20 protein-coding genes, 11 tRNA genes and 1 riboswitch are annotated in these 24,678 nt (G+C 48.3%); of the genes, 28 read left to right on the forward strand and 3 right to left on the reverse strand.

Features of this window, described 5'->3' with window-relative positions:
- The first annotated feature begins 169 nt into the window (after positions 1 to 169).
- From ACFPYJ_RS10730 to ACFPYJ_RS10860, 27 genes are all read left to right on the forward strand, one after another.
- A tRNA-Asn gene (locus ACFPYJ_RS10730) sits at positions 170 to 245 on the forward strand.
- A gap of 6 nt (positions 246 to 251) precedes the next feature.
- Positions 252 to 327: transfer RNA gene (locus ACFPYJ_RS10735), tRNA-Thr, on the forward strand.
- A 33-nt stretch (positions 328 to 360) separates the two neighbouring features.
- Positions 361 to 435: transfer RNA gene (locus ACFPYJ_RS10740), tRNA-Glu, on the forward strand.
- 11 nt (positions 436 to 446) lie between these two features.
- A tRNA-Val gene (locus ACFPYJ_RS10745) sits at positions 447 to 522 on the forward strand.
- 15 nt (positions 523 to 537) lie between these two features.
- Positions 538 to 612, forward strand: a tRNA-Gln gene (locus tag ACFPYJ_RS10750).
- 11 nt (positions 613 to 623) lie between these two features.
- Positions 624 to 699: transfer RNA gene (locus tag ACFPYJ_RS10755), tRNA-Lys, on the forward strand.
- A gap of 32 nt (positions 700 to 731) precedes the next feature.
- Positions 732 to 811 (forward strand) — tRNA-Leu (locus ACFPYJ_RS10760).
- 241 nt (positions 812 to 1,052) lie between these two features.
- Positions 1,053 to 1,910 carry an ABC transporter ATP-binding protein gene (locus ACFPYJ_RS10765; protein ID WP_379188129.1) on the forward strand — a complete coding sequence of 286 codons (858 nt, stop codon included), beginning with the start codon at positions 1,053 to 1,055 and terminating at the stop codon, positions 1,908 to 1,910.
- Positions 1,907 to 2,719 carry a (2Fe-2S)-binding protein gene (locus ACFPYJ_RS10770; RefSeq protein ID WP_379188130.1) on the forward strand — a complete coding sequence of 271 codons (813 nt, stop codon included), beginning with the start codon at positions 1,907 to 1,909 and terminating at the stop codon, positions 2,717 to 2,719. Before ACFPYJ_RS10765 ends, ACFPYJ_RS10770 begins: the two co-directional genes overlap by 4 nt.
- Before the next feature lie 269 nt (positions 2,720 to 2,988).
- Positions 2,989 to 3,063 (forward strand) — tRNA-Gly (locus ACFPYJ_RS10775).
- 8 nt (positions 3,064 to 3,071) lie between these two features.
- Positions 3,072 to 3,148, forward strand: a tRNA-Arg gene (locus ACFPYJ_RS10780).
- 24 nt (positions 3,149 to 3,172) lie between these two features.
- Positions 3,173 to 3,249 (forward strand) — tRNA-Pro (locus ACFPYJ_RS10785).
- Positions 3,250 to 3,257: 8 nt separating this feature from the next.
- Positions 3,258 to 3,331 (forward strand) — tRNA-Gly (locus ACFPYJ_RS10790).
- A 303-nt stretch (positions 3,332 to 3,634) separates the two neighbouring features.
- Entirely contained in the window at positions 3,635 to 6,448 is a 2,814-nt protein-coding gene (ppc, locus tag ACFPYJ_RS10795) for a phosphoenolpyruvate carboxylase (protein ID WP_379188131.1), read from the forward strand.
- A 162-nt stretch (positions 6,449 to 6,610) separates the two neighbouring features.
- Entirely contained in the window at positions 6,611 to 7,528 is a 918-nt protein-coding gene (locus tag ACFPYJ_RS10800; protein ID WP_379188132.1) for an EamA family transporter, read from the forward strand.
- Positions 7,529 to 7,530: 2 nt separating this feature from the next.
- Complete coding sequence (sigW, locus tag ACFPYJ_RS10805) at positions 7,531 to 8,097, forward strand: RNA polymerase sigma factor SigW (protein WP_379188133.1); 567 nt, start codon at positions 7,531 to 7,533, stop codon at positions 8,095 to 8,097.
- A 144-nt stretch (positions 8,098 to 8,241) separates the two neighbouring features.
- Positions 8,242 to 8,865, forward strand: coding sequence for a zf-HC2 domain-containing protein (locus tag ACFPYJ_RS10810; RefSeq protein ID WP_379188134.1), 624 nt, complete (start codon positions 8,242 to 8,244; stop codon positions 8,863 to 8,865).
- A gap of 136 nt (positions 8,866 to 9,001) precedes the next feature.
- On the forward strand, positions 9,002 to 9,841 hold the full coding sequence (cdaA, locus tag ACFPYJ_RS10815) for a diadenylate cyclase CdaA (protein ID WP_379188135.1): 840 nt from the start codon (positions 9,002 to 9,004) through the stop codon (positions 9,839 to 9,841).
- Entirely contained in the window at positions 9,834 to 11,393 is a 1,560-nt protein-coding gene (locus ACFPYJ_RS10820; protein ID WP_379188136.1) for a CdaR family protein, read from the forward strand. Before cdaA ends, ACFPYJ_RS10820 begins: the two co-directional genes overlap by 8 nt.
- 24 nt (positions 11,394 to 11,417) lie before the next feature.
- Complete coding sequence (glmM, locus tag ACFPYJ_RS10825) at positions 11,418 to 12,764, forward strand: phosphoglucosamine mutase (RefSeq protein WP_379188137.1); 1,347 nt, start codon at positions 11,418 to 11,420, stop codon at positions 12,762 to 12,764.
- A 909-nt stretch (positions 12,765 to 13,673) separates the two neighbouring features.
- Positions 13,674 to 15,506 (forward strand): glutamine--fructose-6-phosphate transaminase (isomerizing), encoded by a 1,833-nt coding sequence (gene glmS, locus ACFPYJ_RS10830; RefSeq protein WP_379188139.1) that lies wholly within the window; start codon positions 13,674 to 13,676, stop codon positions 15,504 to 15,506.
- Positions 15,507 to 15,868: 362 nt separating this feature from the next.
- A riboswitch (cobalamin riboswitch) is annotated at positions 15,869 to 16,074 on the forward strand.
- Positions 16,075 to 16,887: 813 nt separating this feature from the next.
- Positions 16,888 to 17,217 carry a PadR family transcriptional regulator gene (locus ACFPYJ_RS10835; protein WP_057307752.1) on the forward strand — a complete coding sequence of 110 codons (330 nt, stop codon included), beginning with the start codon at positions 16,888 to 16,890 and terminating at the stop codon, positions 17,215 to 17,217.
- A gap of 13 nt (positions 17,218 to 17,230) precedes the next feature.
- The gene (locus ACFPYJ_RS10840) at positions 17,231 to 18,097 is read left to right on the forward strand and encodes a pentapeptide repeat-containing protein (protein ID WP_379188140.1); all 867 of its coding nucleotides are present in this window, start codon (positions 17,231 to 17,233) and stop codon (positions 18,095 to 18,097) included.
- A gap of 13 nt (positions 18,098 to 18,110) precedes the next feature.
- Positions 18,111 to 18,881, forward strand: coding sequence for an ABC transporter ATP-binding protein (locus ACFPYJ_RS10845; protein ID WP_379188141.1), 771 nt, complete (start codon positions 18,111 to 18,113; stop codon positions 18,879 to 18,881).
- The gene (locus ACFPYJ_RS10850) at positions 18,882 to 19,649 is read left to right on the forward strand and encodes an ABC transporter permease (protein WP_379188142.1); all 768 of its coding nucleotides are present in this window, start codon (positions 18,882 to 18,884) and stop codon (positions 19,647 to 19,649) included.
- A 312-nt stretch (positions 19,650 to 19,961) separates the two neighbouring features.
- Entirely contained in the window at positions 19,962 to 21,191 is a 1,230-nt protein-coding gene (locus tag ACFPYJ_RS10855) for a serine hydrolase domain-containing protein (protein ID WP_379188143.1), read from the forward strand.
- A gap of 485 nt (positions 21,192 to 21,676) precedes the next feature.
- Entirely contained in the window at positions 21,677 to 22,618 is a 942-nt protein-coding gene (locus ACFPYJ_RS10860; RefSeq protein ID WP_379188144.1) for a phosphotransferase, read from the forward strand.
- A 301-nt stretch (positions 22,619 to 22,919) separates the two neighbouring features.
- Here ACFPYJ_RS10860 and ACFPYJ_RS10865 read toward each other — a convergent pair whose 3' ends face one another.
- Genes ACFPYJ_RS10865 through ACFPYJ_RS10875 form a run of 3 tightly spaced genes read right to left on the reverse strand, consistent with a single transcriptional unit; the run spans position 22,920 to position 24,072 of the window.
- Positions 22,920 to 23,255 carry a hypothetical protein gene (locus ACFPYJ_RS10865; protein WP_379188145.1) on the reverse strand — a complete coding sequence of 112 codons (336 nt, stop codon included), beginning with the start codon at positions 23,253 to 23,255 and terminating at the stop codon, positions 22,920 to 22,922.
- A gap of 6 nt (positions 23,256 to 23,261) precedes the next feature.
- Positions 23,262 to 23,693: an SHOCT-like domain-containing protein gene (locus ACFPYJ_RS10870; protein WP_379188146.1), complete on the reverse strand. Its 432-nt coding sequence runs from the start codon at positions 23,691 to 23,693 to the stop codon at positions 23,262 to 23,264.
- A 13-nt stretch (positions 23,694 to 23,706) separates the two neighbouring features.
- The gene (locus tag ACFPYJ_RS10875; protein ID WP_063187382.1) at positions 23,707 to 24,072 is read right to left on the reverse strand and encodes a DUF2089 domain-containing protein; all 366 of its coding nucleotides are present in this window, start codon (positions 24,070 to 24,072) and stop codon (positions 23,707 to 23,709) included.
- Positions 24,073 to 24,246: 174 nt separating this feature from the next.
- On the opposite strand from ACFPYJ_RS10875, the gene ACFPYJ_RS10880 reads away from it, so the two are divergent.
- Positions 24,247 to 24,495, forward strand: a complete 249-nt coding sequence (locus ACFPYJ_RS10880; protein WP_379188147.1) for a VOC family protein — start codon at positions 24,247 to 24,249, stop codon at positions 24,493 to 24,495.
- Positions 24,496 to 24,678 lie beyond the last annotated feature (183 nt).

The raw sequence follows: 24,678 nt of genomic DNA on the forward strand, positions 1-24,678 counted from the left end.
CATGCAGCTGACGAATACTAATCGGTCGAGGGCTTATCCTACGCGTCTCATCGCAGATGAGCGCAAGGCTCTGGAATTTACGTGAAACAGTAAACAACTCAGCTAAATGTAATCAATCGCAAAGGTTCATATCCAGTTTTCAAGGTGTAACAGCCTGAAATTTTCTTGTTCCCTGATAGCTCAGTTGGTAGAGCACTCGACTGTTAATCGAGTTGTCACAGGTTCGAGTCCTGTTCGGGGAGCCATATTTTGCTCTCATAGCTCAGTCGGCAGAGTGCATCCATGGTAAGGATGAGGTCACCGGTTCGATTCCGGTTGAGAGCTCCAGTGATTTTTTACCGTAAGAATGTAATGTAATCAGGCCCGTTGGTCAAGTGGTTAAGACACCTCCCTTTCACGGAGGTAACAGGGGTTCGAGTCCCCTACGGGTCACCAACTCTCACTTCGGAGGCTTAGCTCAGCTGGGAGAGCATCTGCCTTACAAGCAGAGGGTCGGCGGTTCGATCCCGTCAGCCTCCACCATTTCTACTTCAATACTGGGGATTAGCCAAGCGGTAAGGCAACGGACTTTGACTCCGTCATCCCTAGGTTCGAATCCTAGATCCCCAGCCATTTTAAATTTTGAGCCATTAGCTCAGTTGGTAGAGCACCTGACTTTTAATCAGGGTGTCGTAGGTTCGAGTCCTACATGGCTCACCATTTTCACCTTATGAAAATGGATATATGAATGCGCGCGTATGGCGGAATTGGCAGACGCACTAGACTTAGGATCTAGCGGGCGACCGTGGGGGTTCAAGTCCCTCTACGCGCATCTGATTGACCGAAAGCCCTTTGAGAAATCAAGGGGCTTTTTGTTATTTTATTAATGTTGTAACACTCTTGATTAATCTAATTAAATAGTGAATACTCCCCGAAGCAATTGTATCAGATATGCTTGCGGGTATAAAAAGCCTTGACTCGGAAAGTGAGAATGTTTATCATTGTTATCAGTGAGAATAGTTATCAATATCAGTGCTGAAATCAATACCCACTTTTGAGGGGGAAAACCTATAATGATTCGATTAACCACTTCACAGCTTAATATTGCCTATGAAGAAAGGCTTATTGTTGAAAATTTGAATATTGCGATACCACAAGGTAAAATAACTGCACTTGTTGGCGCAAATGGCTCTGGTAAATCAACGATTTTAAAGACGCTTGCACGAATAATGTCCCCAGCTGCCGGAACTGTATTATTGGACGGTAAATCTATTCATAAACAGTCAACAAAAGAAGTTGCGAAACAGCTAGCGATACTGCCGCAGAACCCAACCGCTCCAGATGGTCTGACTGTCTCTGAGCTTGTTTCTTATGGCCGTTTTCCATATCAGAAAGGCTTTGGCTCCCTCTCACGTGAGGATCGTTCCATTATTCAATGGTCCATTGATTCAACAGGAATGTCGGAGTTCACGGATCGCCCTATCGATCAACTTTCAGGCGGTCAGCGTCAACGTGCTTGGATTGCAATGGCTTTGGCGCAGCAAACGGATATTCTATTCCTTGATGAACCTACAACATTCTTAGACATGGCTCACCAGCTTGAAGTACTTGAACTGCTTCAGAAGCTGAACGAGAGCTCTGGACGGACGATTATAATGGTTGTACACGATCTTAACCATGCTTCACGCTATGCCCATCATATGATCGCTATTAAAAAGGGGAAGGTAGCCGGTGAGGGCAGCCCCCAGGAAGTTATGAACCAGGATATTCTTCGTGAAGTATTCAATATAGAAGCCGATATCATTATTGATCCCCGGTCGGGTTTACCGCTCTGCCTGCCATACTCGCTCGCAGATTCTTTCCGCAGCACTACAGCGAATAACATAGAGGTAAGAACGGCTCCTGCATTGACCGTGGTATCTGGAGGATGAGTCAGACAACTGCTGCCCGAACAGAGCGTCTTGAACGAGACTGCGGCATTGTATTCAACGACCCGGGAGAAGTCATTCAAGCATACACCTTTGATGAGCTGCTCGACCTTGAGCAAGTTCGTTCATTTTTAACTTTATATGCAGGCCTAATCAAAGCAACTGAACTGTCTCCTGCTGCAACTTACTTTGTATCGTACTTGCGGGGGTTGACTACGGCTGTTCAATCTTTAATGTCATTAGAAAATGCTGCTATGGATTGGTCGCTGAGTAACTGGAGCTTACTGCTCGTTGCAAAAGATGGCTACACCAATTTGAAATTTCGGCCAGTTAATTCTGAGATTACTGATGCAGCACCGAATAACAGGGATGAATGGCGGAATCGAATTTTAGCTGATTTTTACGGAAAAACTATTCAACCGCTTATTCGTACTTTGGCGCAGGAGGCTAATTTAAGCCAGAACCAGCTGTGGGCGACCATGCCGACTTCTCTGTATTACTATAAAGAGAGTGTTATTACTCGAGCAGAAGTGGACTCTCCTGTTTATAAACAGATCATTTCTGATTATGAGTATCTTGTCAACGAGATGGATGGAAATGTATTCGGCCTCACTCGAAATCCGCTGAAGGTAAAAATAAAGATGGTCGATAATCCTTATAATCCCGGTGAACAAATGCCGCTTAAGTCCTCCTGCTGTTTGGCTTATTTAACTGAAGGGCGCAATTATTGTTATACTTGTCCCAAAATGACAAAAACCGAACGGGCGGAAAAATACGAGGCAATTAGAGCGATAAGCACTGCAAATACTTAATCGCAGCTTCTATATATGTCATTACGGTCCGTGGTGCGACCGAAGTGTAGTGCCACTCAACGCGCGCCGGAGGGGCGCGCGTTGTGAAAACAGCCGTAACGTGTCATACTGCGGATTTATCTTTTGGGCTGCAGACAGAAGGTCTAGGGATGCAGCTGACCATTAAGATAAAATAAATAAAAACTTTTTAAAAAAACATTTGCATTATTGATCAGAGCATGATATATTATTTCTTGTCGCTGTTAACAAAACGTTGTTAACACTAATATGCGGAAGTGGCTCAGCGGTAGAGCATCGCCTTGCCAAGGCGAGGGTCGCGGGTTCGATTCCCGTCTTCCGCTCCATAATTTTTGCGCCCTTAGCTCAGCTGGATAGAGCGTTTGACTACGAATCAAAAGGCCGGGAGTTCGAATCTCTCAGGGCGCGCCATTTTCATTTAGCAGACATACATAACGGGATGTAGCTCAGCTTGGTAGAGCACCTGGTTTGGGACCAGGGGGTCGCATGTTCAAATCGTGTCATCCCGACCATATCTGCTGCGGGTGTAGTTCAATGGTAGAACTTTAGCCTTCCAAGCTAATAGCGTGGGTTCGATTCCCATCACCCGCTCCATAATTTAAACGACAAAGCCTTGGATTCCAAGGCTTTTTTTATTATTTTATTATTTCTTCCAATGTTAACCAGCATGAAAACAACTCATGAAAAAGCTTCATCCGCACATCAATTTGTAGTATGATAGTTGAAGTGAAAAAAACGAATAATTACGTATAAACTACACGGAATTGTGTGATGATGCTTACGAAGTGGTTTGCTGAAGCAAACCTAAGATGATGCTTACGAAGTGGTTTGCTGAAGCAAACCTAAGATGATGCTTACGAAGTGGTTTGCTGAAGCAAACCTTAAGGAGGATAAATGATGTCCGAACAAGCTGGATCTATTTTGGCGGCTAACCGTCCGCACTCGAACAACCTGCTAAGACGTGATGTTCGTTTCCTTGGTAACATTCTAGGGGACGTTCTTGTGCATCAAGGCGGGCATGAACTTCTGGAGATTGTCGAGAAGATTCGTGAAATGAGTAAGGCGCTGCGCGCCGAATTCGTACCAGAGCTTTATGATGAATTTAAGAATGTGATTGATGCGCTGGATCCGGATATTCGTCATCAGGTGATTCGTGCATTTGCGATTTATTTTCAACTCGTTAATATTGCTGAGCAAAATCACCGTATTCGCCGGAAACGTGATTATGAACGTTCGGCAGGGGAAACCGTTCAGTCTGGCTCAATTGAAAGTGCAATCCTCGTCCTGAAGGATCAGGGAATCGCTGTAGATGAAGTGAAATCCATCATTGAGGGCATTTCACTGGAGCTTGTTATGACTGCCCACCCTACAGAAGCAACTCGTCGTGCGGTGCTTGATATTCATAAACGCATTGCCAATGAAGTGATGGAGCTCGACAATCCGAATCTGACTTACCGGGAACGCGAGAAACAGCGCGAGAAGCTGCTTAATGAAGTGTTTACTCTTTGGCAAACAGACGAGCTTCGCGATCGTAAACCAAAAGTAATTGATGAAGTTCGGAACGGAATGTACTATTTTGACGAGACTCTGTTCGATGTACTGCCAAGTGTGTATGAAGAGCTTGAACGTAATCTTGATAAGTATTATCCGGGCGAGCGCTGGCATGTTCCGACTTACCTTCGTTTTGGTTCATGGATCGGTGGAGACCGAGACGGCAACCCATCTGTAACGGCCAAAGTTACATGGCAAACATTGAGGCTGCAGCGGGAGCTCGTGCTTCAGAAATATGAGCAATTGCTCAATAACCTTATGGATCAGCTCAGCTTCAGCACGAATATCATCGAGGTATCGGACGAGCTGCAAGCCTCTTTGAAGCTGGATCGTGAATTAGTTGAGCTCCGCGGCGTAGATGTTTGGCGGAATGAAAAAGAACCGTATCGGATCAAGCTCAGCTATATGCTGGAGAAACTCTCGAACACGCTTAACGAGACGCTTAAAGGCTCGCCGCAGCGTTATAACAGTGCGGATGAGCTGAAGGAAGACCTGCTTATTATTGACCGCAGTCTGCGTCATCATTTCGCTGATTACGTGGCTGATACCCATATTCGTAAACTTGTTCGTCAAGTTGAATTGTTCGGATTTCACCTTGCTGCACTTGACGTCCGTCAACACAGCCAAGAACATGAGAATGCGATGACTGAGATTCTCGCTAATATGAATATCACCGAGAATTACGGTTCTCTGGGCGAAGAAGAGAAGATCGATCTTCTGCATCGTTTGCTGAATGATCCGCGCCCGCTTACTTCACCTCATTTTGCTTACTCCGAAGGCACTCGTGAATGTCTGGATGTTTACCAAACGATTTATCGGGCGCAGCAGGAGTTTGGTGTGAACTGTATCTCCAGTTACCTGATCAGTATGACTCAGGGTGCGAGTGATATGCTTGAAGTCATGGTGTTTGCCAAAGAGGTAGGGTTGTTCCGGAAAGAAACGAATGGACGAGTACATTCTACTCTGCAGGCTGTTCCGCTATTTGAAACTATTGATGACCTGCATGCGGCTCCTGGTATTATGGAACAATTATTTGCTCTTCCTGTATACCGTCAATCGGTCGAAGTTATGGGGAATATGCATGAGATCATGCTCGGCTATTCCGATAGCAACAAAGATGGCGGAGTGGTAACGGCTAACTGGGAATTACGCGTTGCTCTAAACGCCATTACAAGCGCGGCCAAAAAATTCGATGTGAAACTGAAATTCTTCCACGGCCGCGGAGGTGCGCTTGGTCGGGGTGGAATGCCGCTTAACCGCAGTATTCTAGCACAGCCTCCTCATACGGTAGGCGGAGGAATCAAGATAACCGAGCAAGGTGAGGTTCTCTCCTCGCGTTATTCCATGAAGGGTATCGCTTACCGAAGCTTGGAGCAAGCGACATGGGCACTTATTACAGCAGCTCGTCTGGCTAAGTATCCTGAGGAAGAAGCTTCTGCAACTGCGGAGTGGGATAAAATTTCTAAAGGGATTTCGGAGACAGCGCAGCGCAAGTATCAAGATTTGATTTTCCGTGATCCGGATTTCATGACGTTCTTCAAAGAATCAACACCGCTTTCTGAAGTTGGCGAGTTGAATATCGGTTCTCGTCCATCCAAGCGGAAGGGAAGCGATCGGTTTGAAGATCTGCGTGCAATTCCATGGGTATTTGCTTGGACGCAAAGCCGCTACTTGCTGCCAGCATGGTACGCAGCAGGAACAGCGCTGCAGGGCTATGTAGAAAGCGGAGATCAGAATCAGCGTTTAGAAACGCTGCGGGTGATGTACGCGCAGTTCCCATTCTTTACTTCGCTTATTGATAATCTGCAAATGGCACTTGCTAAGGCAGATCTTCTTATTGCTAAGGAATATGCAGGGATGATCTCGGATACAGTAATTCGTGACCGTATCTTTACGCAAATCGAAGAGGAATATGAGCGTACGTCTTCGCTTATTCTGCAAATTACGGGTCAAGATGATATTCTGGATAATGTACCGGTCATTCAGGAATCGATTCGCCTGCGTAATCCGTACGTAGATCCGCTGAGCTACATGCAGGTGCAGCTGCTCACAGAGCTTCGTGCAATGCGTGACCGCGGAGAATCAGACGATCCGGTTCTTCTGCGCGAAGTGCTGCTTACCATCAATGGAATTGCAGCGGGCCTTCGTAACACGGGTTGATAATGGATTGTTTATCCAACACCCGTTTGGAAGTCAAAGTCAATTTTTAATATCTATAGGGGCTGGACGCCCGGGCGGCATTGTCCGTCCGGGTGCTCGGCTTCTTTTTATTGTATGGAATAGGGCGGCTGTCTTCATTCAAGGAAGGAGGCATGAACAAGGGTGAAACGTACGCCTCTGTACTGGATGTCGGTAGTGTCTGTGCTGCTTGGAGCCGCGAGCTATGGTCTGCTTTCTCCGTTCATCAAGAAAGCTTACGATAAAGGCTTCACCTTCGAGCAAGTAACCGTCCATCAATCTGGAATTGCCATGCTGCTGTTGTGGCTGCTAGCACTTGTGCGCTTCAGGCGTTGGGTGAATCCATTTCGAGGGGAATGGATAAAGCTCTGTGTGATCGGGATTGGCGGTCTGGCGCTAACAACGGTATTATATAATCAGGCGCTTGAGCGGCTCAATGCGTCGCTTGCGATCGTGTTGCTTTTTCAGTTTACATGGATTACCATCTTGCTAGACAGTATTACGCAGAGGAAATGGCCGGGTAAATTCCGCATGCTTGCCGTCTTGATTGTCATGGCAGGCACATTGCTGGCAGTCGGGATTCTCGAAGAGGGACTGACGCGGTTTGATATCCTGGGTGTTATACTTGGTTTGCTGTCTGCTGCAGCTTATAGTTTGTTTATTTGGTGGACAGGACGCCTTCAGGGGGATCAGGATCCCGTTATACGTTCGGCTGTAATGATGACCGCAGGTTTCCTGCTTATTGTGCTGTTATATGGCTCTAAAGCCGTATCAAGCGATTCTGAAGGCATCTTGATTGGTTGGGGTCTTCTGCTTGGAATTCTTGGTCAGGTCATTCCAACGGTATTATTTAATGTGGGTGTTCCCAGAATAGGCAGCAGCCTGGCGGCGCTGCTTGGATCACTGGAGCTTCCAGTAGCGGCATTGACGGCTTGGGTCGTTCTGGATGAATCCATTAGTTTATTGAAATTAGCTGGTATTGTGCTGATCTTATTTGGGATCGGAATAGCTGAGCTGCCTTCGGGAGCTAGATCGGAGAGCTTGGCGCGTCTGGAGGAGTAGGTGTGATTTCTGTTGAGGCACGGTTAGCGCGATTGGCTTTAAAAGGCGATCAGCGGGCTTTTGCCGAGATCGTCGATCTGTATCAAGACAAGCTGTATCATATGTCTTACCGGATGCTGTACAACCGTCAGGAAGCGGAGGACGTGGTACAGGATACGTTTTTGCGTGTATATAAAAATCTTGCCCGTTATGATGATTCATTGAAGTTTTCAACCTGGATTTATCGAATCGCAACAAATCTTTGTATTGACCGGCTGCGTAAGAGAAAGCAAGTCTATTCCCTTGATGCAGAATCCAATGATCATGAAGGTCTGGACGGATATTCGATGATTCCAAGCGATAATCGGACGCCAGAGAGCGAGCTGATGCTCTCGGATACCCAGCGTATCATTCATCAGGCGATCGAAACACTGCCGGCCAAATATAAGTCGGTGATGGTGCTCCGTTATCTGCAGGATATGTCGCTCCAGGAAATCAGTGATGTGCTTGAAATGCCGGTAACCACAATCAAAACGCGTGTTCACCGGGGCCGTGAGTTCCTCCGTAAGAAGCTGGAGCATAAACTGTAGGTAAGCATGAAAAGTCGTCAAGTTTACGCTTTATCATGAAAAGTGAAATATTGGGCGCGGGTGTTATGCAAATAAGTGAAACATCCTCGCTTCCCATACGTAACGTATACGACAGAATAAACAGCGAAGAAAGGAATGGCTGCTATGAATTGCAAAGTCGCCATCGTCTGGATGCACGATTACTTGGATGACGAGCTGCCCCGTGACGACGTGGCTGAATTAAAGGCACATTTGCTTTCCTGCCAGGAATGCCGCGCAAGATTCGAGCAATTAGAACGGACCGAAGCTCTTGCCCATAACATGATGGATACGCGTGAAGTTATGGACAACAGCCATTCTGTACAGCTCACCGCACGGATTATGAGTGCGCTGCCGGCTAAACGGCGCAGTTCAAGCTTTACAAGATGGATCCGCAATCATCCGGCCATTACAGTGGCTGCCGTATTTGCACTTGTGATGTTCTCGAGCTTCACGGCAATGTGGGAGCAAGATACAGATTTATCTGTTCGAGGATCAGACCTGTCCCAGGTCGTTATTGAAGGGGATACGGTTACCGTTCCTGCTGGCGCTCATATTAAAGGTGATCTGACCGTTTCGAATGGGAGAACGAATGTACTCGGTGACGTTGAAGGTGATGTGACGGTCATTGAAGGTTCGTTCTACCAAGCCTCCACGGCTCACATATCCGGACAGGTGAAGACGATTGACCAAGCACTTGACTGGTTCTGGTATAAAGTAAGGCGTTCCATGAGCAGTTTGGCGTACTAATGAAGCTGCCTCCCTAATTGGGAGGTTTTTTTGTAAAAAAAAAGGATTTGCAACCCCGTTTCTAGAAAAGAATAAGGTTAAGAATCCGATAAAAGGATTAGAGATACCTGGGGCAATGGGTGTTGGGGGCTGATGTATGAATTATTTTGCTGATCTGACATGGAAAGAATGGATCAAGGATTTGATCGATATTTCTATTGTCAGCTACATTATTTATAAAATGATTTTGCTTGTTCGGGGAACACGTGCGGTTCAGCTGTTGAAGGGGATTTTCGTGCTGGTTGGGACTTGGGCGATAAGTACCTGGTTCAACTTGTACACGCTCAAATGGCTTATGAATCAGATGTTTACGTTCGGGGTTGTCACCATCCTGATTATATTCCAGCCTGAGCTTCGCAGAGCGCTGGAGCAGCTTGGGCGAGGTAAGCTGTTCAGCCGCTCCTCAGTGGTGGAGCGGGACATTAGTGAGCGGATCAACGAAATTATTAAGTCGATTAATTATATGGCGAAGCGAAAAATCGGAGCTTTGATTGTGTTTGAACGCAGCACAGGGCTAAACGACTACATAGAGTCGGGTATACAGATGGAGTCTATTGTCAGCTCGGAGCTGCTGATTAACATTTTCATACCCAATACACCTCTTCATGACGGAGCAGTGATTGTTAGAGCGAATCAAATTATGGCTGCTGGCTGTTACTTGCCTTTGTCGGAGAATCCGTTCATTAGCAAGGAACTTGGAACGCGGCATCGGGCCGGAATCGGCGTAACGGAAGTATGTGATGCAGTTTCAATTATCGTGTCAGAAGAAACCGGACAGGTCTCCCTGGCAGTAGGCGGAATGATTGTTCGCGATATTAAGGAAGAATCCCTGATTTCTAAGCTGTTTGAAGAGCTTAACCCAAACCAGAAAGTGCGTGAGGGTCAAGGGTCGAAGGTGCCTTTCTGGAGACGGAAAGGGGGCAATGAGAATGGATAAGTGGCTAAGTCATCCCACCGCTCTCAAAATCATTTCCCTTGTAATCGGTATTCTTCTATGGGCGGTCGTTCACTTTGACTCCGATCGTTCACCCAATACAGTGGCATCTCTAACTGAGACGAAGGAAATCGATGCCGTCCAGGTGAAGGCCATCGGCATGGATGAGAAAAACTTTGCACTTCGGTCGCTGGAACCTTCCGTCGTACACTTAACCGTAAGGGGATCGCGATCTGAGCTCCTGTCGGCTTCTCCGGATGATTTTCAAGTGACGGTTGATCTAAGCAAGGCTTCAGAAGGACGTATGGTGCTGCCTGTGATGGTCAACTTACCGCGCGGTTTGGAGCGAATCGACGTGAAGCCGAGTAACGTAACCGTCGTATTGGAGCGAATATTGACCAAGGAATACGAGGTTAGTGTCAAGACGGAAGGGACTGCGGGAAAAGGCTATAAAACGGGACAGCCGATCGTGAAGCCCAATAACCGGGTCCATGTTACCTTACCGAAGGATCAGATGGACGAGGTGGCCTTTGTGGGCGGCACAGTCTCTATTGACGGGGAAGAAGAAACCGTTAACGAGAAGAAAATGAAGGTAGTTGTGCTGGATAAAAACGGGAATGAAATGAGCGATGCGGTTGTTAATCCAAGCGTAGTTGAAGTGGAAATTCCGATAACAAAGCCGTTCAAGAAGCTGCCGCTGCAGTTTGGTTTTACCGGTAAGCTGCCGGATGGACTGGCCATAGCTTCGTTCAAACCGAGCGTGGAGACTGTTACGGTATATGGACCGCAGGATGTGCTCGATAAGTACGATTTTTACGACGGTTTGAATATTGACTTGTCCAAGCTGACGCAATCAGGTAGTATGGAGCTCGATATCAAACCGGAGGAAGGGCTTGCTACTGTCGATCCGGTCAAGGTGACAATTGAATATACCATAGTTCCAGAAACCTTGAAGGTGCTGTCGCAGCTTAAAGTAACCATGATTGGGCTATCTGACGGACTTAAATCGAAGCTTACGCTGCCGGCTGACGGTACGATTGATGTAACGGTCAGGGGCGCTCCGCTCATTCTCGGTGAGATTGAAGCTAAAGACGTGCAGTTAATTGCAGACTTGAGCGGTCTGGGGCCCGGCAGCCATGTCATACCGCTCGATGTGCATTTGCCGCGTTTTGTGAATTCGGATACCGCCTTCCCGCTCAGCATTACCGTAGAGATATCGGATAGTACTCCAGCTTCCGCCACGCCGACAGGAACTGACTCTGCAAACGGAGCGACTGACGGGACAGCGGACACGAAAGATCCAGGAAGCGGTACTGGAGCTGGAACTGAAAGCGGTACTGGAGCTGGAACTGAAAGCGGTACTGGAGCTGGAGCTGAAGAAACCGGAAATACAGGAGCTGGAAGCACCAATAACGGTACGGATGCAAATAATGAATCAACGCCTGCTGAAGGTGATGGTACGGGGACTGTAACCGATGAGACGGATACAGGCAGCAATACAGCTAATCCAAATGCTAATGATGCTCCCGGGGAGCAGCCTGCTAATAAAACATGAACAGATTGAAGGGGACAATACAACATGGGAAAATATTTCGGAACAGACGGTGTACGTGGGGTAGCCAATCGCGAGCTCACACCTGAACTTGCATACAAAATCGGGCGCTGCGGCGGCTATGTGCTTGCTGGTCAAGCCGATCGGCCTAAGGTCGTAATTGGACTTGATACACGAATCTCCGGACCAATGCTGGAAGCATCATTGATAGCCGGATTACTGTCCATCGGGGCCAGCGTAGTGCGTCTTGGGGTGGTTTCAACACCTGCCGTCGCTTATCTGACTCGCGTTCTTGGTGCAGATGCAGGCGTTATGATCTCCGCATCGCATAATCCGGTTGAAGATAACGGCATTAAATTTTTTGGCGGAGATGGCTTCAAGCTGTCCGATGATACAGAGCTTGAAATTGAACGCTTGATGGATGCGGCTGCGGATGAGCTTCCTCGCCCGGAGGGTGGAGAAATCGGTTCGGTTACTGTTAATGAGCATGCCAGCCGACTTTATCTGGACTTCTTGAAAACAACAGTGAAGCATTCGTTCAGCGGGAAGAAAATTGTGCTTGATTGTGCGAACGGTGCTGCCTATTCGCTGGCTCCTGCCGTGTTCCGTGAGCTAGGAGCAGAGGTTGTGATCGTTGGCGCTGAGCCTAATGGCCTTAACATCAATGATGGCGTCGGATCGACCCATCCGGAGTATTTACGCGAGGAAGTGCTGAAGCAGGGCGCAGATCTTGGCTTATCATTCGATGGCGACGCAGATCGTCTGATTGCCATCGATGAGAATGGCGATGAGGTCGATGGCGACTTTTTGCTGTGCATCTGCGGTGACGCGATGAAGCGGGCCGGAACACTGAAGAGCGATACAATCGTAACGACCGTAATGAGCAATATCGGCTTCTTCAAAGCGGCCCAGAAGATTGGTTTGAAGACGGCGCAAACAGCAGTAGGCGACCGTTATGTCATGGAAGAAATGCGTCGTGGGGGCTTTAACTTAGGCGGTGAGCAATCCGGTCATGTGATTTTTCTGGATTACAATACAACGGGTGACGGTATCCTGACAGGGCTCCAGCTTGTAGATACCCTTGTTGGTTCAGGTCAGAAGCTGAGCGAACAAAAGAAGCTCATGCGTAAATTCCCGCAAATGCTCGTTAATGTGCGTGTTGAAGACAAAAGTACGTACAAGGATAATCCAGCAATTGCAGCAGCCATCGCTGAAGTTGAACAAGAGCTTGGGGATAATGGACGTGTCTTGGTACGTGCTTCCGGAACAGAGTCGCTTATTCGTGTCATGGCTGAGGGTCCTGAGAAGGAAGAGGTTGCCGGCTACGTATCACGTATCGTAGATGTAGTAAAAGCAGAGCTCGGCGGCGTTTAATATAGATTGCTTTAAAACGATTGCCCTTATTAAAAATTCATTATATCATCTCATTGCAAGCAGTCTAAGGACGCAGATCAGTGATCTCTGCCTGGGACTGCTTGTATATGATATGCGGGCTTTTCAAGGCTTCGCTCCCATGACAAAAGTTGGTAATAGGGGTGAAAAAGCAAGAAATAGACAAGCTGTTGTCGGTTTCAGGCAGTATTTTATTAACATTAAGTTGCACCCTTGAGTTAAATTGAATATGATAGGAAGTATGATTCCAGAAATGAAAGCGAGGATAGCTTGTTTCATACGGATTTAAAAGCGCCAGAGCTTACGCGGGGCTGCACATCACACGATTTCGAAATTTGAAGCGTGTGCATGGACGGCGGTAAGCTGACGAGGTGGAGGTGTTCGGAATTTTCGGCGGGGACCTCCCGGTTATGCATTTGACCGTAAGCCGATACTCAAAACGACCGGGCAACTGGGCGGACAAAGGTACGGCACAAATGCCAGTTTGGATTTGATTGAATGCGCAGATGGCAACGGAGGCTTATTTGCGTGTATGGAGTACTGTCTGGAGACAGGAGTCTGGTGAGGCTTCTTGGCTTAGACTTCATTTTTGCATGCAATCAGCGGCATTTGCTGCCGCAGCTGTTTATGAGGGCAGCTATGATATTGTTAGGACTGCCACAGTGATTGAGCGGTTAGCAGCTCGTTTTTTTTTGAACGGATAAGCTGCGCTTTATTTCTTATTGTCTTTTTCCCATTTCATTACGGTGCCGCCTGCTTGAGACGGCTGAACCTGGCGATATCGCTGCTTTAAGAGGGCGAGAATCGTTTGTTCTAAGCGCCGTATACTCGTTTCTTTGAGGCACCCGACTGTTTGGGAATAACTAACCCAAAATTCGGAGGTTTTTATATATGTGTGGAATTGTAGGTTATATCGGTAAACGTGACTCACAGGATATTTTGATCGAAGGACTTAAGAAGCTGGAATACCGCGGTTATGACTCCGCCGGCATTGCCGTGTTTACAAACAGTGGGCTTGAAGTGCGCAAATCGATCGGCCGCCTCGTTAATCTTGAAGGAAAGCTGGATGGAGAGCCGCTTGTAGGATCGGTTGGCATTGGCCATACACGCTGGGCGACGCATGGTAAACCGTCAGATGTGAACTCCCACCCGCATACGGACAACTCGCTTAAATTCTCCGTTGTTCATAACGGAATTATTGAGAACTACCTGGATCTGAAGGAAGAATTGGCTGCTAAAGGGTGCATCTTTGTTTCGGAGACGGACACCGAGGTAATCTCTCATCTCGTCGCGGAGGAGTATGACGGCAATATCGTTGAAGCTGTGCAGCGTGCAGTGAAGCGTATGCGTGGTGCTTACGCGCTTGGCGTACTGACTGAATATGAGCCGGATCGTCTGGTTGCGGTTCGTAATGCTAGTCCGCTTGTCATTGGAGTCGGTAACGGCGAGAATTTCATCGGTTCAGATATTCCGGCTATTCTGGAGCATACACGTGATGTCTATATTCTAGATGACGGCGAAATGGCGATTCTGACAAAGAACAGCGTCGAATTGATGACGATCACTGGCGAAATTATTTCCAAGGAAATATTTCATGTCGATTGGGACTTGGTAACGGCGGAGAAAGCCGGATTTGATCATTTTATGCTGAAAGAGATCTATGAACAGCCAAAGGCATACCGCAACACAATGATGGGCCGTGTCGCTGCAGACGGGCGTTCGGTTCATCTCAAGGAAATTGGAATGACGCCTGAGCAAATCCGCGCTATTCGCAAGGTGCACATCGTTGCCTGCGGTACGGCTTACCATGCTGGACTTGTCGGTAAAACAGCTATTGAGAGTTTGGCACGTATCCCGGTAGAGACGGATGTGGCATCGGAGTATCGTTACCGCTCCCCGATTATTACGCCGGATACGCTTGTTATTGTGGTCAGCCAGTCCGGTGAAACTGCCGATACGCTGGCAGCACTGCGCGAGGCGAAACGCTGCGGGGCGCGCGTGCTGGCCATTACGAACGTGGTAGGCAGCTCGGTATCGCGTGAAGCGGATGATGTAATGATTACACAAGCTGGTCCAGAGATTGCTGTCGCTTCGACAAAGGCATATACCTCCCAGCTGATTGCTTTCTACCTGCTAGGTCTCTATCTGGCAGATACACTTGGCACGCGAAGCCGTGAGGAAATTACAGAAGTATTGACTGCCATGCAGCAGCTGCCGGAGCAGGTGGAGAGCATTCTAGAGCAAGCGAATGTCCTCAAGCAGATCGCAGAGAACATGGCAAAACACAACAACCTGTTCTTTATCGGGCGCGGAGTCGATTTTGCAGTCGCTCAAGAAGGATCGCTTAAGCTCAAAGAGATTTCTTATATCCACTCCGAGGCTTATGCAGCCGGTGAGCTGAAGCACGGGACACTCGCGTTAATCGAGGAAGGAATTCCGGTTATCGCAGTAATTACACAAGAAGCATTGTACGAGAAAACACTTAGCAACATTAAAGAAGTGAAGGCGCGCGGCGCCCATGTTCTAGGCATAGTCAATGCAGGTATGGAAGTTGAAGTCGCGAAGTCGGTTGATGAGGTCTTCACAATCCCTAAAACTTCAGCCTTAATCACATCGGCGCTGTCCGTTGTTCCGCTGCAGCTGATCTCGTATTATGCTTCGCTGGCACGAGGCAATGATGTGGATAAACCGCGTAATTTGGCGAAAAGCGTGACGGTGGAATAGTGGATTTGTTCTTTGATAAAATATGATTCATTACAATTAAGTTTTGTTCTGTTAAACATCAAGAGGGCAACCATCTTATTACGGTTGGCCTCTTTTTCAAATGGTGAAAGAATAGGCATTCAGTGTAACCGCACGGAGAGTACTGCAAATTTGAAGGCATTTACATTAAAATCGGAAACTGATGGAAGTAGTAACCACCTGACAAATGAGCAGCAATGGTAGGGCGGCTTTTATAAAAGAAGTCACCGAAGAAGTCTGAAATTACTTCTTTTTGCGTTAAGCGAATATTTCCGGTTATCTTACTTGGTCTTGTTTTTAATATTCATTGGCGACTATGATGTAGGTATAACTGATTTGCCCAAATTGAATAATTGGGAATAGGTGTCTGATCAACAAGCATGATTGTCGGTCAGACTTAAAAGGGAAGTTCGGTGTGAAGCCGACGCGGTCCCGCCACTGTAACGGGGGAGCAGGCAGCTTTTTCAGCCACTGATCAATATCGATCGGGAAGGCCGCTGCCAAGCGATGATTCCGGAGCCAGGAGACCTGCCTGTTCTGACGGCACTGCAGTACCTACGAGAGATAGGAAGGTGTTAGATGAACCGTCATAATTTGCGATTAAAGGCGTCTTTCCCTAAGTTTTTTCTCAGGGAGGACGTCTTTTTTGTTGTCTGCAGAGGTAACAAAAGCCGAAGTTCACCATTTTGGCATTATTGGGGAGGGCTCCATCGATGCGGCACGTGTTGATCCATTTTTTGACTCATGTAGAAAATGAGCAAACGATGATTGAAGTGCCTTTGCCAGCGGTTTCTGATTGCTAAAGCAGCCTGATACTCGAAACCTTCATTATTGAAATCTAATCCCGCCCACTGATCATTAAAGAGTTCGACGAGCGTCTGTGGGCGGTGCGGTTGATACAGTCACAGTCATGTCGGACAGTAAGCTGGTATTCAGGTTTAAGGACTTGCTCAGCAGTTGAGGGTTAAATTGCGCAGCTTACTACATTCATACCGATGCCTACACCGATGTATAAGTCGGAGTGGGCATCGGTATATTTATGTTCTTTACACGGCTGGTTTCATGTACGTGAAATGCTGAGCGGACGATCATCATCTCCGAAGCAGAATAAAAAACAGGACACCGATTTCTCGAAGCTTATAGTAACCAGCCGACAAGAAATTACTGTCTGCTCCTGTCTGCTCCCCCTATCTCTGTCAGTCAGTAACCTGTTTCATGATTGGATTAAGCTCGAAAAAAAGAATGAATCCGTTAGATACCGTTATGAAGATATATCTTACTTTTCAAACAAGGTACTTAACTTAAAATATTACCTTGACACACATAGTAGTATATCGTATCATGTGAATATGGAGGTGATGATATGAGCGAGAACAAAATCACATCCGACCTGCTTCGCGGACATACGGATACCATGATTTTACGGCTCTTGTCCGAAGCTGACCGCTACGGATACGAAATTGTCAAGCTGATTGCCGAGCGCTCGGGCGGCGAATATGAATTAAAGGAAGCCACGATGTACTCCAGCGTCAGACGTCTTGAGACAGACGGCGATATCGAGTGGTATTGGGGCGATGAATCTCAGGGCGGACGACGTAAATATTTTAGGATTACCGAGAAGGGCAAGGGTGCTTACGCCCGCAACAAAAGCAACTGGGAGTACTCAAAGCGTGTGCTTGAAAACTTATTATAAGGAGATGGATGTTATGAATCAGAAATTGACCAACTATTTGAACGGCGTTTTTGCACCGTACGATGGGGTAAAAAGCGTCACCGAATTAAAGGCTGATCTGCTCTCCGATTTGCAGGAGCGGTTCCGTGAACTCAAAGCCGAAGGCAAGGATGATGAAGCCGCTTTTGAGATGACCATCGACAGCATCGGCGACATTGAGCAAACGGTACTGGAGGTCGCCAACCTCTCCCGTTCGCTGGAGCGGCAGGTGGTGACAAACTTTGGCGCGAGCAACCTGACGCAGAGCGACTTTGCGGGCGTTATTGCTCATAAGGGACAATTTAATGCCAGCGCGTTACGCGGTTCCGACTTTGCGGGCGCAGACTTGACCGGAAGCTCATTTAAGAGCAGCGACGTACGTGAAGCCAATTTTGACGGCTCGAATCTGACCGACTGCAGCCTGTCCGCCAATGATCTTTCCAATGCGAGCTTCAATAAATCGATCCTTGTACGCACCAACTTCAGCATATCGGGGCTGGACGGAGCAAAATTCACAGGCGTAAAACTGACCGACGTCACGCTAACCAAGATCGACCTTAGAAAAACAATCTTTGAAGGTTGTATCTTTGACGGCGTGATCTTCAAAGATTCCGACCTGAGCGGTCTGCGTCTTGACGGGCAAACCTTTATTGGCGTCAAGTTTGACAAGTCGGCAGTGAACGATGTTTCGTTTAGGGGCGCTACACTTAAGAATGTGTCTTTTCAGGCGTTTTTTTCCTTGACCAATAAGTATTACCGTGGCATCAAAACCATCTGCTTTGACGGCGCGACGATGGATAAGCTGACCTATGCTGCGCTTAAAGGCATGGGGGCCGCTTTGTCCAAGGTTACAGTCATTTAAGGGAGGTCATCAAATGCAACCCGTGCAAACCAAGTCCATTCAAGTAAAAGGTCTGCAAAAGTCCTACAAGCAGCATCAAGTCCTAAAGGGCGTAGATTTCGAGGTGGAAAAGGGCAGTATTTTCGCTCTCCTCGGCTCCAACGGGGCGGGCAAGACAACGGTTGTCAAAATCCTCACCACGCTGCTCAAACAAGACAGCGGAACCGCCACCGTAAACGGATTCGATGTTGCGTCAAAACCCGAGAATGTGCGGCAGGCGATCAGTCTGACCGGGCAGTTTGCCGCCGTGGACGAAATGTTGACCGGACAGGAAAAACTGATCATGATTGCCAAGCTGCGATACCTCAAAAATCCGCGTCAGGCTGCGGACGACTTGCTTAAACGCTTCGGCTTGACAGACGCCGCCGACCGCAGGGCGTCTACTTATTCGGGTGGTATGCGCCGCAGGCTCGACATCGCCTTGAGCCTTGTGGGAAAACCGCAGATCATTTTCCTCGACGAGCCGACCACTGGGCTTGACCCCGAGGCGCGCATCGAGGTTTGGAAGATAGTCAAGGAGCTTGCAGGCAGCGGCACGACGGTACTCCTAACCACGCAGTATTTGGAGGAGGCTGAGCAGCTTGCCGACCGAATTGCCATTCTGCACGAGGGCAGGATTATCGCCAGCGGCACGCTCTCGGATCTAAAAAAGCTGTTCCCATCCGCAAAGGTCGAGTATGTTGAAAAACAGCCGACATTGGAGGAGATATTCCTCTCGATCGTCGGCAAAAAGGAGGCGAAGTAAATGGAGGCGGCAAAGAAACACTTTTTCAGCGATATGGGCGTTATGCTTGGACGTTCCATGCGCCATATTTCCCGCAGTATGGACACCATCGTCACGGTCTGCATCACTCCGATTGCGATGATGCTGCTGTTCGTCTATGTGTTTGGCGGCGCCATCCAAACCGATACGGATAACTATGTGAAATACCTGCTGCCCGGTATCCTGCTGATTGCGATAGCAAGCGGTATATCCTATACGGCTTACCGGCTGTTTTTGGATAAGCAGCGCGGCATATTCGAGCGGTTCCACACCATGCCGATTTCACGTTCCACCTTACTGTGGGGGCATGTGCTGACCTCGCTGGTATCCAACGCCATATCGGTTCTCGTCATCATTCTCGTAGCGTTGATTATGGGCTTTCGTTCACCGGCGGGGATATTGTCGTGGCTTGCAGTAGCCGGCATACTCGCGCTGTTTACGCTGGCATTAACCTGGGTCGCAGCAATTGCCGGACTGACCGCAAAAACGGTGGATGGCGCAAGCGCCTTTTCCTACCCGATTATCTTCCTGCCGTTTATCAGCTCGGCGTTTGTGCCGACCGAGTCGATGCCGAAGGTCGTTCGCGCCTTTGCCGAAAACCAGCCGGTGACCTCGATCGTGGAAGCCATCCGTGCGCTGCTGTCAGGTCAGCCGGTGGGCAATGATATATGGGTCGCTCTTGCTTGGTGCTTAGGGATTTTGTTCGCAGCCTATTTCTTTGCAATGAGGGTGTATAAAAAGCGGGTGTGATAATGGTGACTTTGAATTTGATGAAATCGAGAATAAACGTCCGATGAGCATATGGCTCTATGCTAAGTGCAGGACATATCTCGATTCTGATAACCCAGAACAGGAGGTGAATCATATTTTGATTGCCAATATTTATTCTCTTTGATGCATCGAACACACCTTTTTGACAAAGGGCTTTCCAGCATGAATAACGAATTAGTAGTTGAAAACAATAGGGCTGATAAAAAAGTAAAGAGAGGGAGACCAAATGAAAAAGATTACAACAGAAAATTTTAGTTCGTCAGAAAATATGAAGAAAAGGAGAGATTCATGATGGGACAAAGCAACAAAGGCTTCTCCGAAACAGGGCTGCGTAAAATGCGCAACGTGCTGGCAAGGCATGTCGATTCCGGGAAGATTCCCGGGCTTGTCGCTCTGGTCGGCCGGGGCGGTGAGACGCACGTCGAAGCGATCGGGACGATGCGCCATGATGGTGGCGCGCCGATGCGCCGGGACACGATCTTCCGGATGGCCTCGACGTCCAAGCCGGTTGCGATCGCGGCGGCGATGGTCCTGCTCGACGAGTGCAGGCTGCGGCTGGATGACCTGGTAGAGCAGTGGCTGCCGGAACTCGCCGACCGGCGGGTACTGAAGCGGATCGACGGCCCGCTGGACGATACCGTGCCGGCGCGGCGGCCGATCACCGTACGGGACCTGCTGACCTCCACGTTCGGGCTCGGCATGGATATGACGTCGCTGGGCACTCCGATCATGAACGCGATTTTCGAGCAGGGGCTCACGCCCAATCTACCGGAGCCGGTGCCCGAGCCGGATGAGTGGATGCGCCGCCTTGGCGCGCTTCCGCTGATGTACCAGCCCGGAGAGCGCTGGCAGTACCACATCAGCAACGATCTACTCGGCGTGCTCGTCGCCAGGGTCACGGGCCAGTCGTTTGAGACGTTCCTGCGCGAACGCATATTCGAGCCCCTGGGCATGAAGGACACCGGTTTCCACGTGCCCGCCGACAAGATCGACCGGCTGCCGCCCCTCTACGCCCCCAACCCGCAGACCGGAGAGTTCATCGTGTGGGACGAGGCCAAGGGGGGACGCCACAGCCAGCCTCCGGTGTTCCAGGGCGGCGGAGGCGGACTTTCCTCCACCGTCGACGACTACCACGCCTACTTCCGGATGCTGCTGAATCACGGGATGCACGGGACCGAACAGATCCTGTCCCGGCCCGCCGTCCAGCTGATGACCACCAACCGCCTCACGCCCGAGCAACAAGCCGCCCGAAACGCCATGGCCAGCAACAACGTCCATGTGTCATTCGGCCAAGGGCAGCACGGCGGCTGGGGCTTCGGGATGGCGGTGCGCACCTACCGTGGTGACTACGCGTCCATCGGCCAGTTCGGCTGGGACGGCGGAAGCGGCACCGCGACGTACGCCGACCCGGACAAACAGCTCACCGGAATCCTGCTCACCCAGGTCGGGGCGTCCACTCCGGATTCATCTCGGCTTATCCACGACTTCTGGACCACGCTCTACCAGGCAATCGAAGACTGACACCGAGCCCGCGCCTGGTACGCCCGCCCTCAGCCCACGACACCCAACGGTCAGCCCCCTGGCGGCCGATTGGAAGCAAAAGTTGCCTTTTGTACTTTGCTTAGACGCTTCCCAGATTTAAAATTGGCGATTAATCCAGATGAGTTATTTATAACAATAATGGAGTGGTACGTTCCATTGCTAGTATCCCAATGATTTTCTAACCTTCGGTGATATGTTGTTTTTAAATAAGATACAAAGCTAAAATATAACCGTGTGATTTCTTCCATTCCTATGTAAAAAACAGACCGATATCTATTTCGAATCGGTCTGTTTTCCATTTATTGGTCAAATTAGGGATCGTCGTTCGTTTGCTGGTTGCCGGTGACCACGATCGTGGAGGCTACCGGGCAGGATTGTTCAAATTTTCGTCGAATATTTCCCGGTCAGAGTTTATCAAACGTAGAGCTCGTTGAAGCACGACACTTGAGGGGATGAAAGAAATTATGGAAGACTCCGTAGTTACGAAAGCAGAACGAATTGCAGGCGGCTTTCTTGCGGAACAAGTAAAAACATCATACCGGATTATAGAGAAAGGGATCGATAATCAGGTTTGCGTCGTCGAAACGGAGAGCCGTAAAGTCGCTGTCCGCATGAACGCTAAAGATACATTCCCAAGCTATATCAAAGAAAAATGGTGTATCGAGCAAGCGGCCGCAGTTGGCATACTCGGACCTGAGGTGTTGTCCATCGGTATCGTTGATGAAACCGCATATATGATCCAAACTTTCATAGATGGCGATAACGGGTTGGAAAGTACGATTCCCAAGTCCGATGTTTGGAGGCGGCTTGGCGAATATGCCAAGCTTATTCATTCCATTCAAGTGAAAGGATACGGAAAAAATCTGATCGATCCCGTCCATGGTGAGTTTCAGTCACCTTCTCATGCAGAATCAGACGGCAGTTGGCAAGGGTATGTGCAGTATAATATCAATAGTTTGACCGAGCATGATCGCTTGATTCAGCTTGGGATAATCACTCCGAAGGAATCGCAGCGAGTAAGGAAACTGTTCGAGAATGTGAAGAAAGAAACGTTCCCCTTCGGTTTACACCATGGAGATCTCTCTGTAAAGAATACGATTGTCAATAAGGCCAACCAAGTTATATTGCTGGATTGGAATAATGCAGAAGTAAGCGTAGTACCGCATGAAACGGTTATTCAAGTGATGCAGTATCAAATGTTAGGACTCAAAGAAGGCCCAAATATGGAGGAATTCAAAGCGTTTTTAGACGGGTATGGGATAAGTGAAAACGACCTTGCTGACATGAGGCATGTACTGCTATTAAGGGCGTTTGATAACCTCAGATGGGCGATTGATCGAAGTCCGGACAGGATCGAAGCCTATGCTGCGTTCGCGAAACATGTTGTTGACATGATTATGGATTAGCAGAGATAGCGAACGGGACACGATAGCATAATACAGACCACAATGAGGCAGCCGGCCAGAATGATCGGCTGCCTCTTCTCAACTAATTAAAACTCAAAAGGAAGACGGAAGTTGGAGTATAATTGCAAGAGATATTTTTGGAATGTCCAAGAGGATGCCGAGGATTATGGGCGAATCAATCTCACTTAGAACAATCATTGAATGGTGCCTGCTCCCTGTCACGTACCCATCAATAGATTGGCATTTTAAACCTATTTTAAGCACCCCTGAGATGCTGTAAAATGAAAGCTGCGCCTACAATTTAATCAACACTTCCGTGCCGTCCTGAGCCTGGACATCGACCAGAACCGTCCCTTTGCAACGTTGCATCTCCTTGATGAGCTGCCTGATCGCTTGCTTCGTGCTTCGGTTTTCGAGAATCGACAGCACCAGCAATCCCGAACCGGCTGCTGTCCGAATCGAAATCATTCTTCCGGCTCGAGTGCCCACCCGCATGTCCGCCGTGCTTGTTCAGCCAATCCTTCATTTTGCGCTGGACTAAATTGGAAGTCAGGATACCGCTCCCCATTCGCAATACGGCATAAGGGACCGGAATCGTAAAAGCGTGCTCCTTGCTCTTAACCTTCACAATCATCATGACCCATCACTCAATTACTACGGTGACGGTATCCTCTTCACCGGAGCGGATGTCAATGATTTGCCCGTCAAGCTCGTTCTCGATTGCATCGATCAGCAGGTCGATATCGATATCCTTCACATATTTCGCAGCCTGCGGAATATTGGACGCGATGCTGTACCCCGCTCCGAGAACAGCCTTCACCAGTTTAATCGGCAAATTGATGTTGACATTATCGTTTTCTTGGGATGTTACCCGTATTTTCAACGTTTTGTCTAAATAACCGCCGGATGCCGATGACAGTTTCTTCGAATAGTCGGGTTTCCCCAGCACCTGCACGGCTTGCGATGTATGAGCCGTTTGCTTCTTCTTTAGCGCGTCAATCAACTCCGAAGCCTTGTCTGAATCAATTTTGCCTTCCTGCATCATGGACAGCACTTTGCTGATTTCTTCTTTCATCGTTTCTTCCTCCTTATTCATCCTTCAACATTTTGACCGCTTCATCCGCGGTGATTTCGCCATTCTCCAGCATGGAAATGACCTTCTTCTCATCGACTTCCGGCTTCTTCCGCGTATCGTATCCGAGGGCCGTAATGATATCATTGAGCTTGCCGCGCACCGTCGGGTAAGATATGCCGAGCTCTTTCTCCACTTCCTTTATGTTGCCCCTGTTCACTAGAAAGGTGATCACAAAATGGAGCTGTTCGGGCGAGAGTAGAGCCAGCTTTGATAATTCAAATGTGTTCTCAATCGTCGTCCGGCAATGTCCGCATTCCAGCTTGACGGCGTGCAGCGGATGGTCGCATACAGGACACTGTGTGATGATGGGATATTTCATACTCTACTCCTTTCTTTTTTAAATTATAATTCAATATATTCAAATTGTAAATTGATAAAATCAATAAAATTAATTTAAAAATTAATTTTATTGATTTTAAGGTTAATACCCTAAAGATTTTAAAATGCTCTATTTAAACAAAGAAAGCCTCAACGAATCCATCGGGATGGAGTCGTGGCAGTTGATGCTGGAGTTAGCAAAGCAACACTCTATAACAATCCCGCTGCTAAAGAGTTTTTTCTCGATTTTGGCCTTGAGGTGCAAGGGGAATGGGAATCGGAAGGAGAGTGGATGGATCAGGTAGTTGGGCTTAATGACGTTAAAGTAGCATGTGTAGGATTGCGGACGCCAGACGGTCAGGCATGGATAGAGCTAATCAAATTTTATACGCCGTCAGATGCCTTAAACTTCATGGTAGAGTGACCTCCTGATGGGCTTTTTGAGGCAATGGCCTCGAGCGTAACCCCATCGTACCGAGGCGCTCGTTTTTGTTCAAACGCCAAATTATTCGTTTTACAGGAATTCTAACGGAGAACATTAGCATTCCTGTAGAGCGTTAAATTTCCGCTTTGCAAAAAAACGAGCGCCTCGGTACGATGGAAGTAC

The sequence above is a fragment of the Paenibacillus solisilvae genome, assembly GCF_042656405.1.
GTDB classification, from domain to species: Bacteria; Bacillota; Bacilli; order Paenibacillales; family Paenibacillaceae; genus Paenibacillus_Z; species Paenibacillus_Z solisilvae.

Excerpts from the sequence above, each read along its gene's own strand:
- ACFPYJ_RS10840 (WP_379188140.1), top strand. The coding sequence starts at position 17,231 with ATGAATCAGAAATTGACCAACTATTTGAACGGCGTTTTTGCACCGTAC.
- ACFPYJ_RS10845 (WP_379188141.1), top strand. The coding sequence starts at position 18,111 with ATGCAACCCGTGCAAACCAAGTCCATTCAAGTAAAAGGTCTGCAAAAG.
- ACFPYJ_RS10855 (WP_379188143.1), top strand. The coding sequence starts at position 19,962 with ATGGGACAAAGCAACAAAGGCTTCTCCGAAACAGGGCTGCGTAAAATG.
- ACFPYJ_RS10820 (WP_379188136.1), top strand. The coding sequence starts at position 9,834 with ATGGATAAGTGGCTAAGTCATCCCACCGCTCTCAAAATCATTTCCCTT.
- ACFPYJ_RS10835 (WP_057307752.1), top strand. The coding sequence starts at position 16,888 with ATGAGCGAGAACAAAATCACATCCGACCTGCTTCGCGGACATACGGAT.
- ACFPYJ_RS10875 (WP_063187382.1), bottom strand. The coding sequence starts at position 24,072 with ATGAAATATCCCATCATCACACAGTGTCCTGTATGCGACCATCCGCTG.
- ACFPYJ_RS10870 (WP_379188146.1), bottom strand. The coding sequence starts at position 23,693 with ATGAAAGAAGAAATCAGCAAAGTGCTGTCCATGATGCAGGAAGGCAAA.
- ACFPYJ_RS10770 (WP_379188130.1), top strand. The coding sequence starts at position 1,907 with ATGAGTCAGACAACTGCTGCCCGAACAGAGCGTCTTGAACGAGACTGC.
- glmM (WP_379188137.1), top strand. The coding sequence starts at position 11,418 with ATGGGAAAATATTTCGGAACAGACGGTGTACGTGGGGTAGCCAATCGC.
- ACFPYJ_RS10850 (WP_379188142.1), top strand. The coding sequence starts at position 18,882 with ATGGAGGCGGCAAAGAAACACTTTTTCAGCGATATGGGCGTTATGCTT.
- ACFPYJ_RS10860 (WP_379188144.1), top strand. The coding sequence starts at position 21,677 with ATGGAAGACTCCGTAGTTACGAAAGCAGAACGAATTGCAGGCGGCTTT.
- cdaA (WP_379188135.1), top strand. The coding sequence starts at position 9,002 with ATGAATTATTTTGCTGATCTGACATGGAAAGAATGGATCAAGGATTTG.
- glmS (WP_379188139.1), top strand. The coding sequence starts at position 13,674 with ATGTGTGGAATTGTAGGTTATATCGGTAAACGTGACTCACAGGATATT.
- ACFPYJ_RS10865 (WP_379188145.1), bottom strand. The coding sequence starts at position 23,255 with ATGATGATTGTGAAGGTTAAGAGCAAGGAGCACGCTTTTACGATTCCG.
- ACFPYJ_RS10810 (WP_379188134.1), top strand. The coding sequence starts at position 8,242 with ATGAATTGCAAAGTCGCCATCGTCTGGATGCACGATTACTTGGATGAC.
- ACFPYJ_RS10765 (WP_379188129.1), top strand. The coding sequence starts at position 1,053 with ATGATTCGATTAACCACTTCACAGCTTAATATTGCCTATGAAGAAAGG.
- ppc (WP_379188131.1), top strand. The coding sequence starts at position 3,635 with ATGTCCGAACAAGCTGGATCTATTTTGGCGGCTAACCGTCCGCACTCG.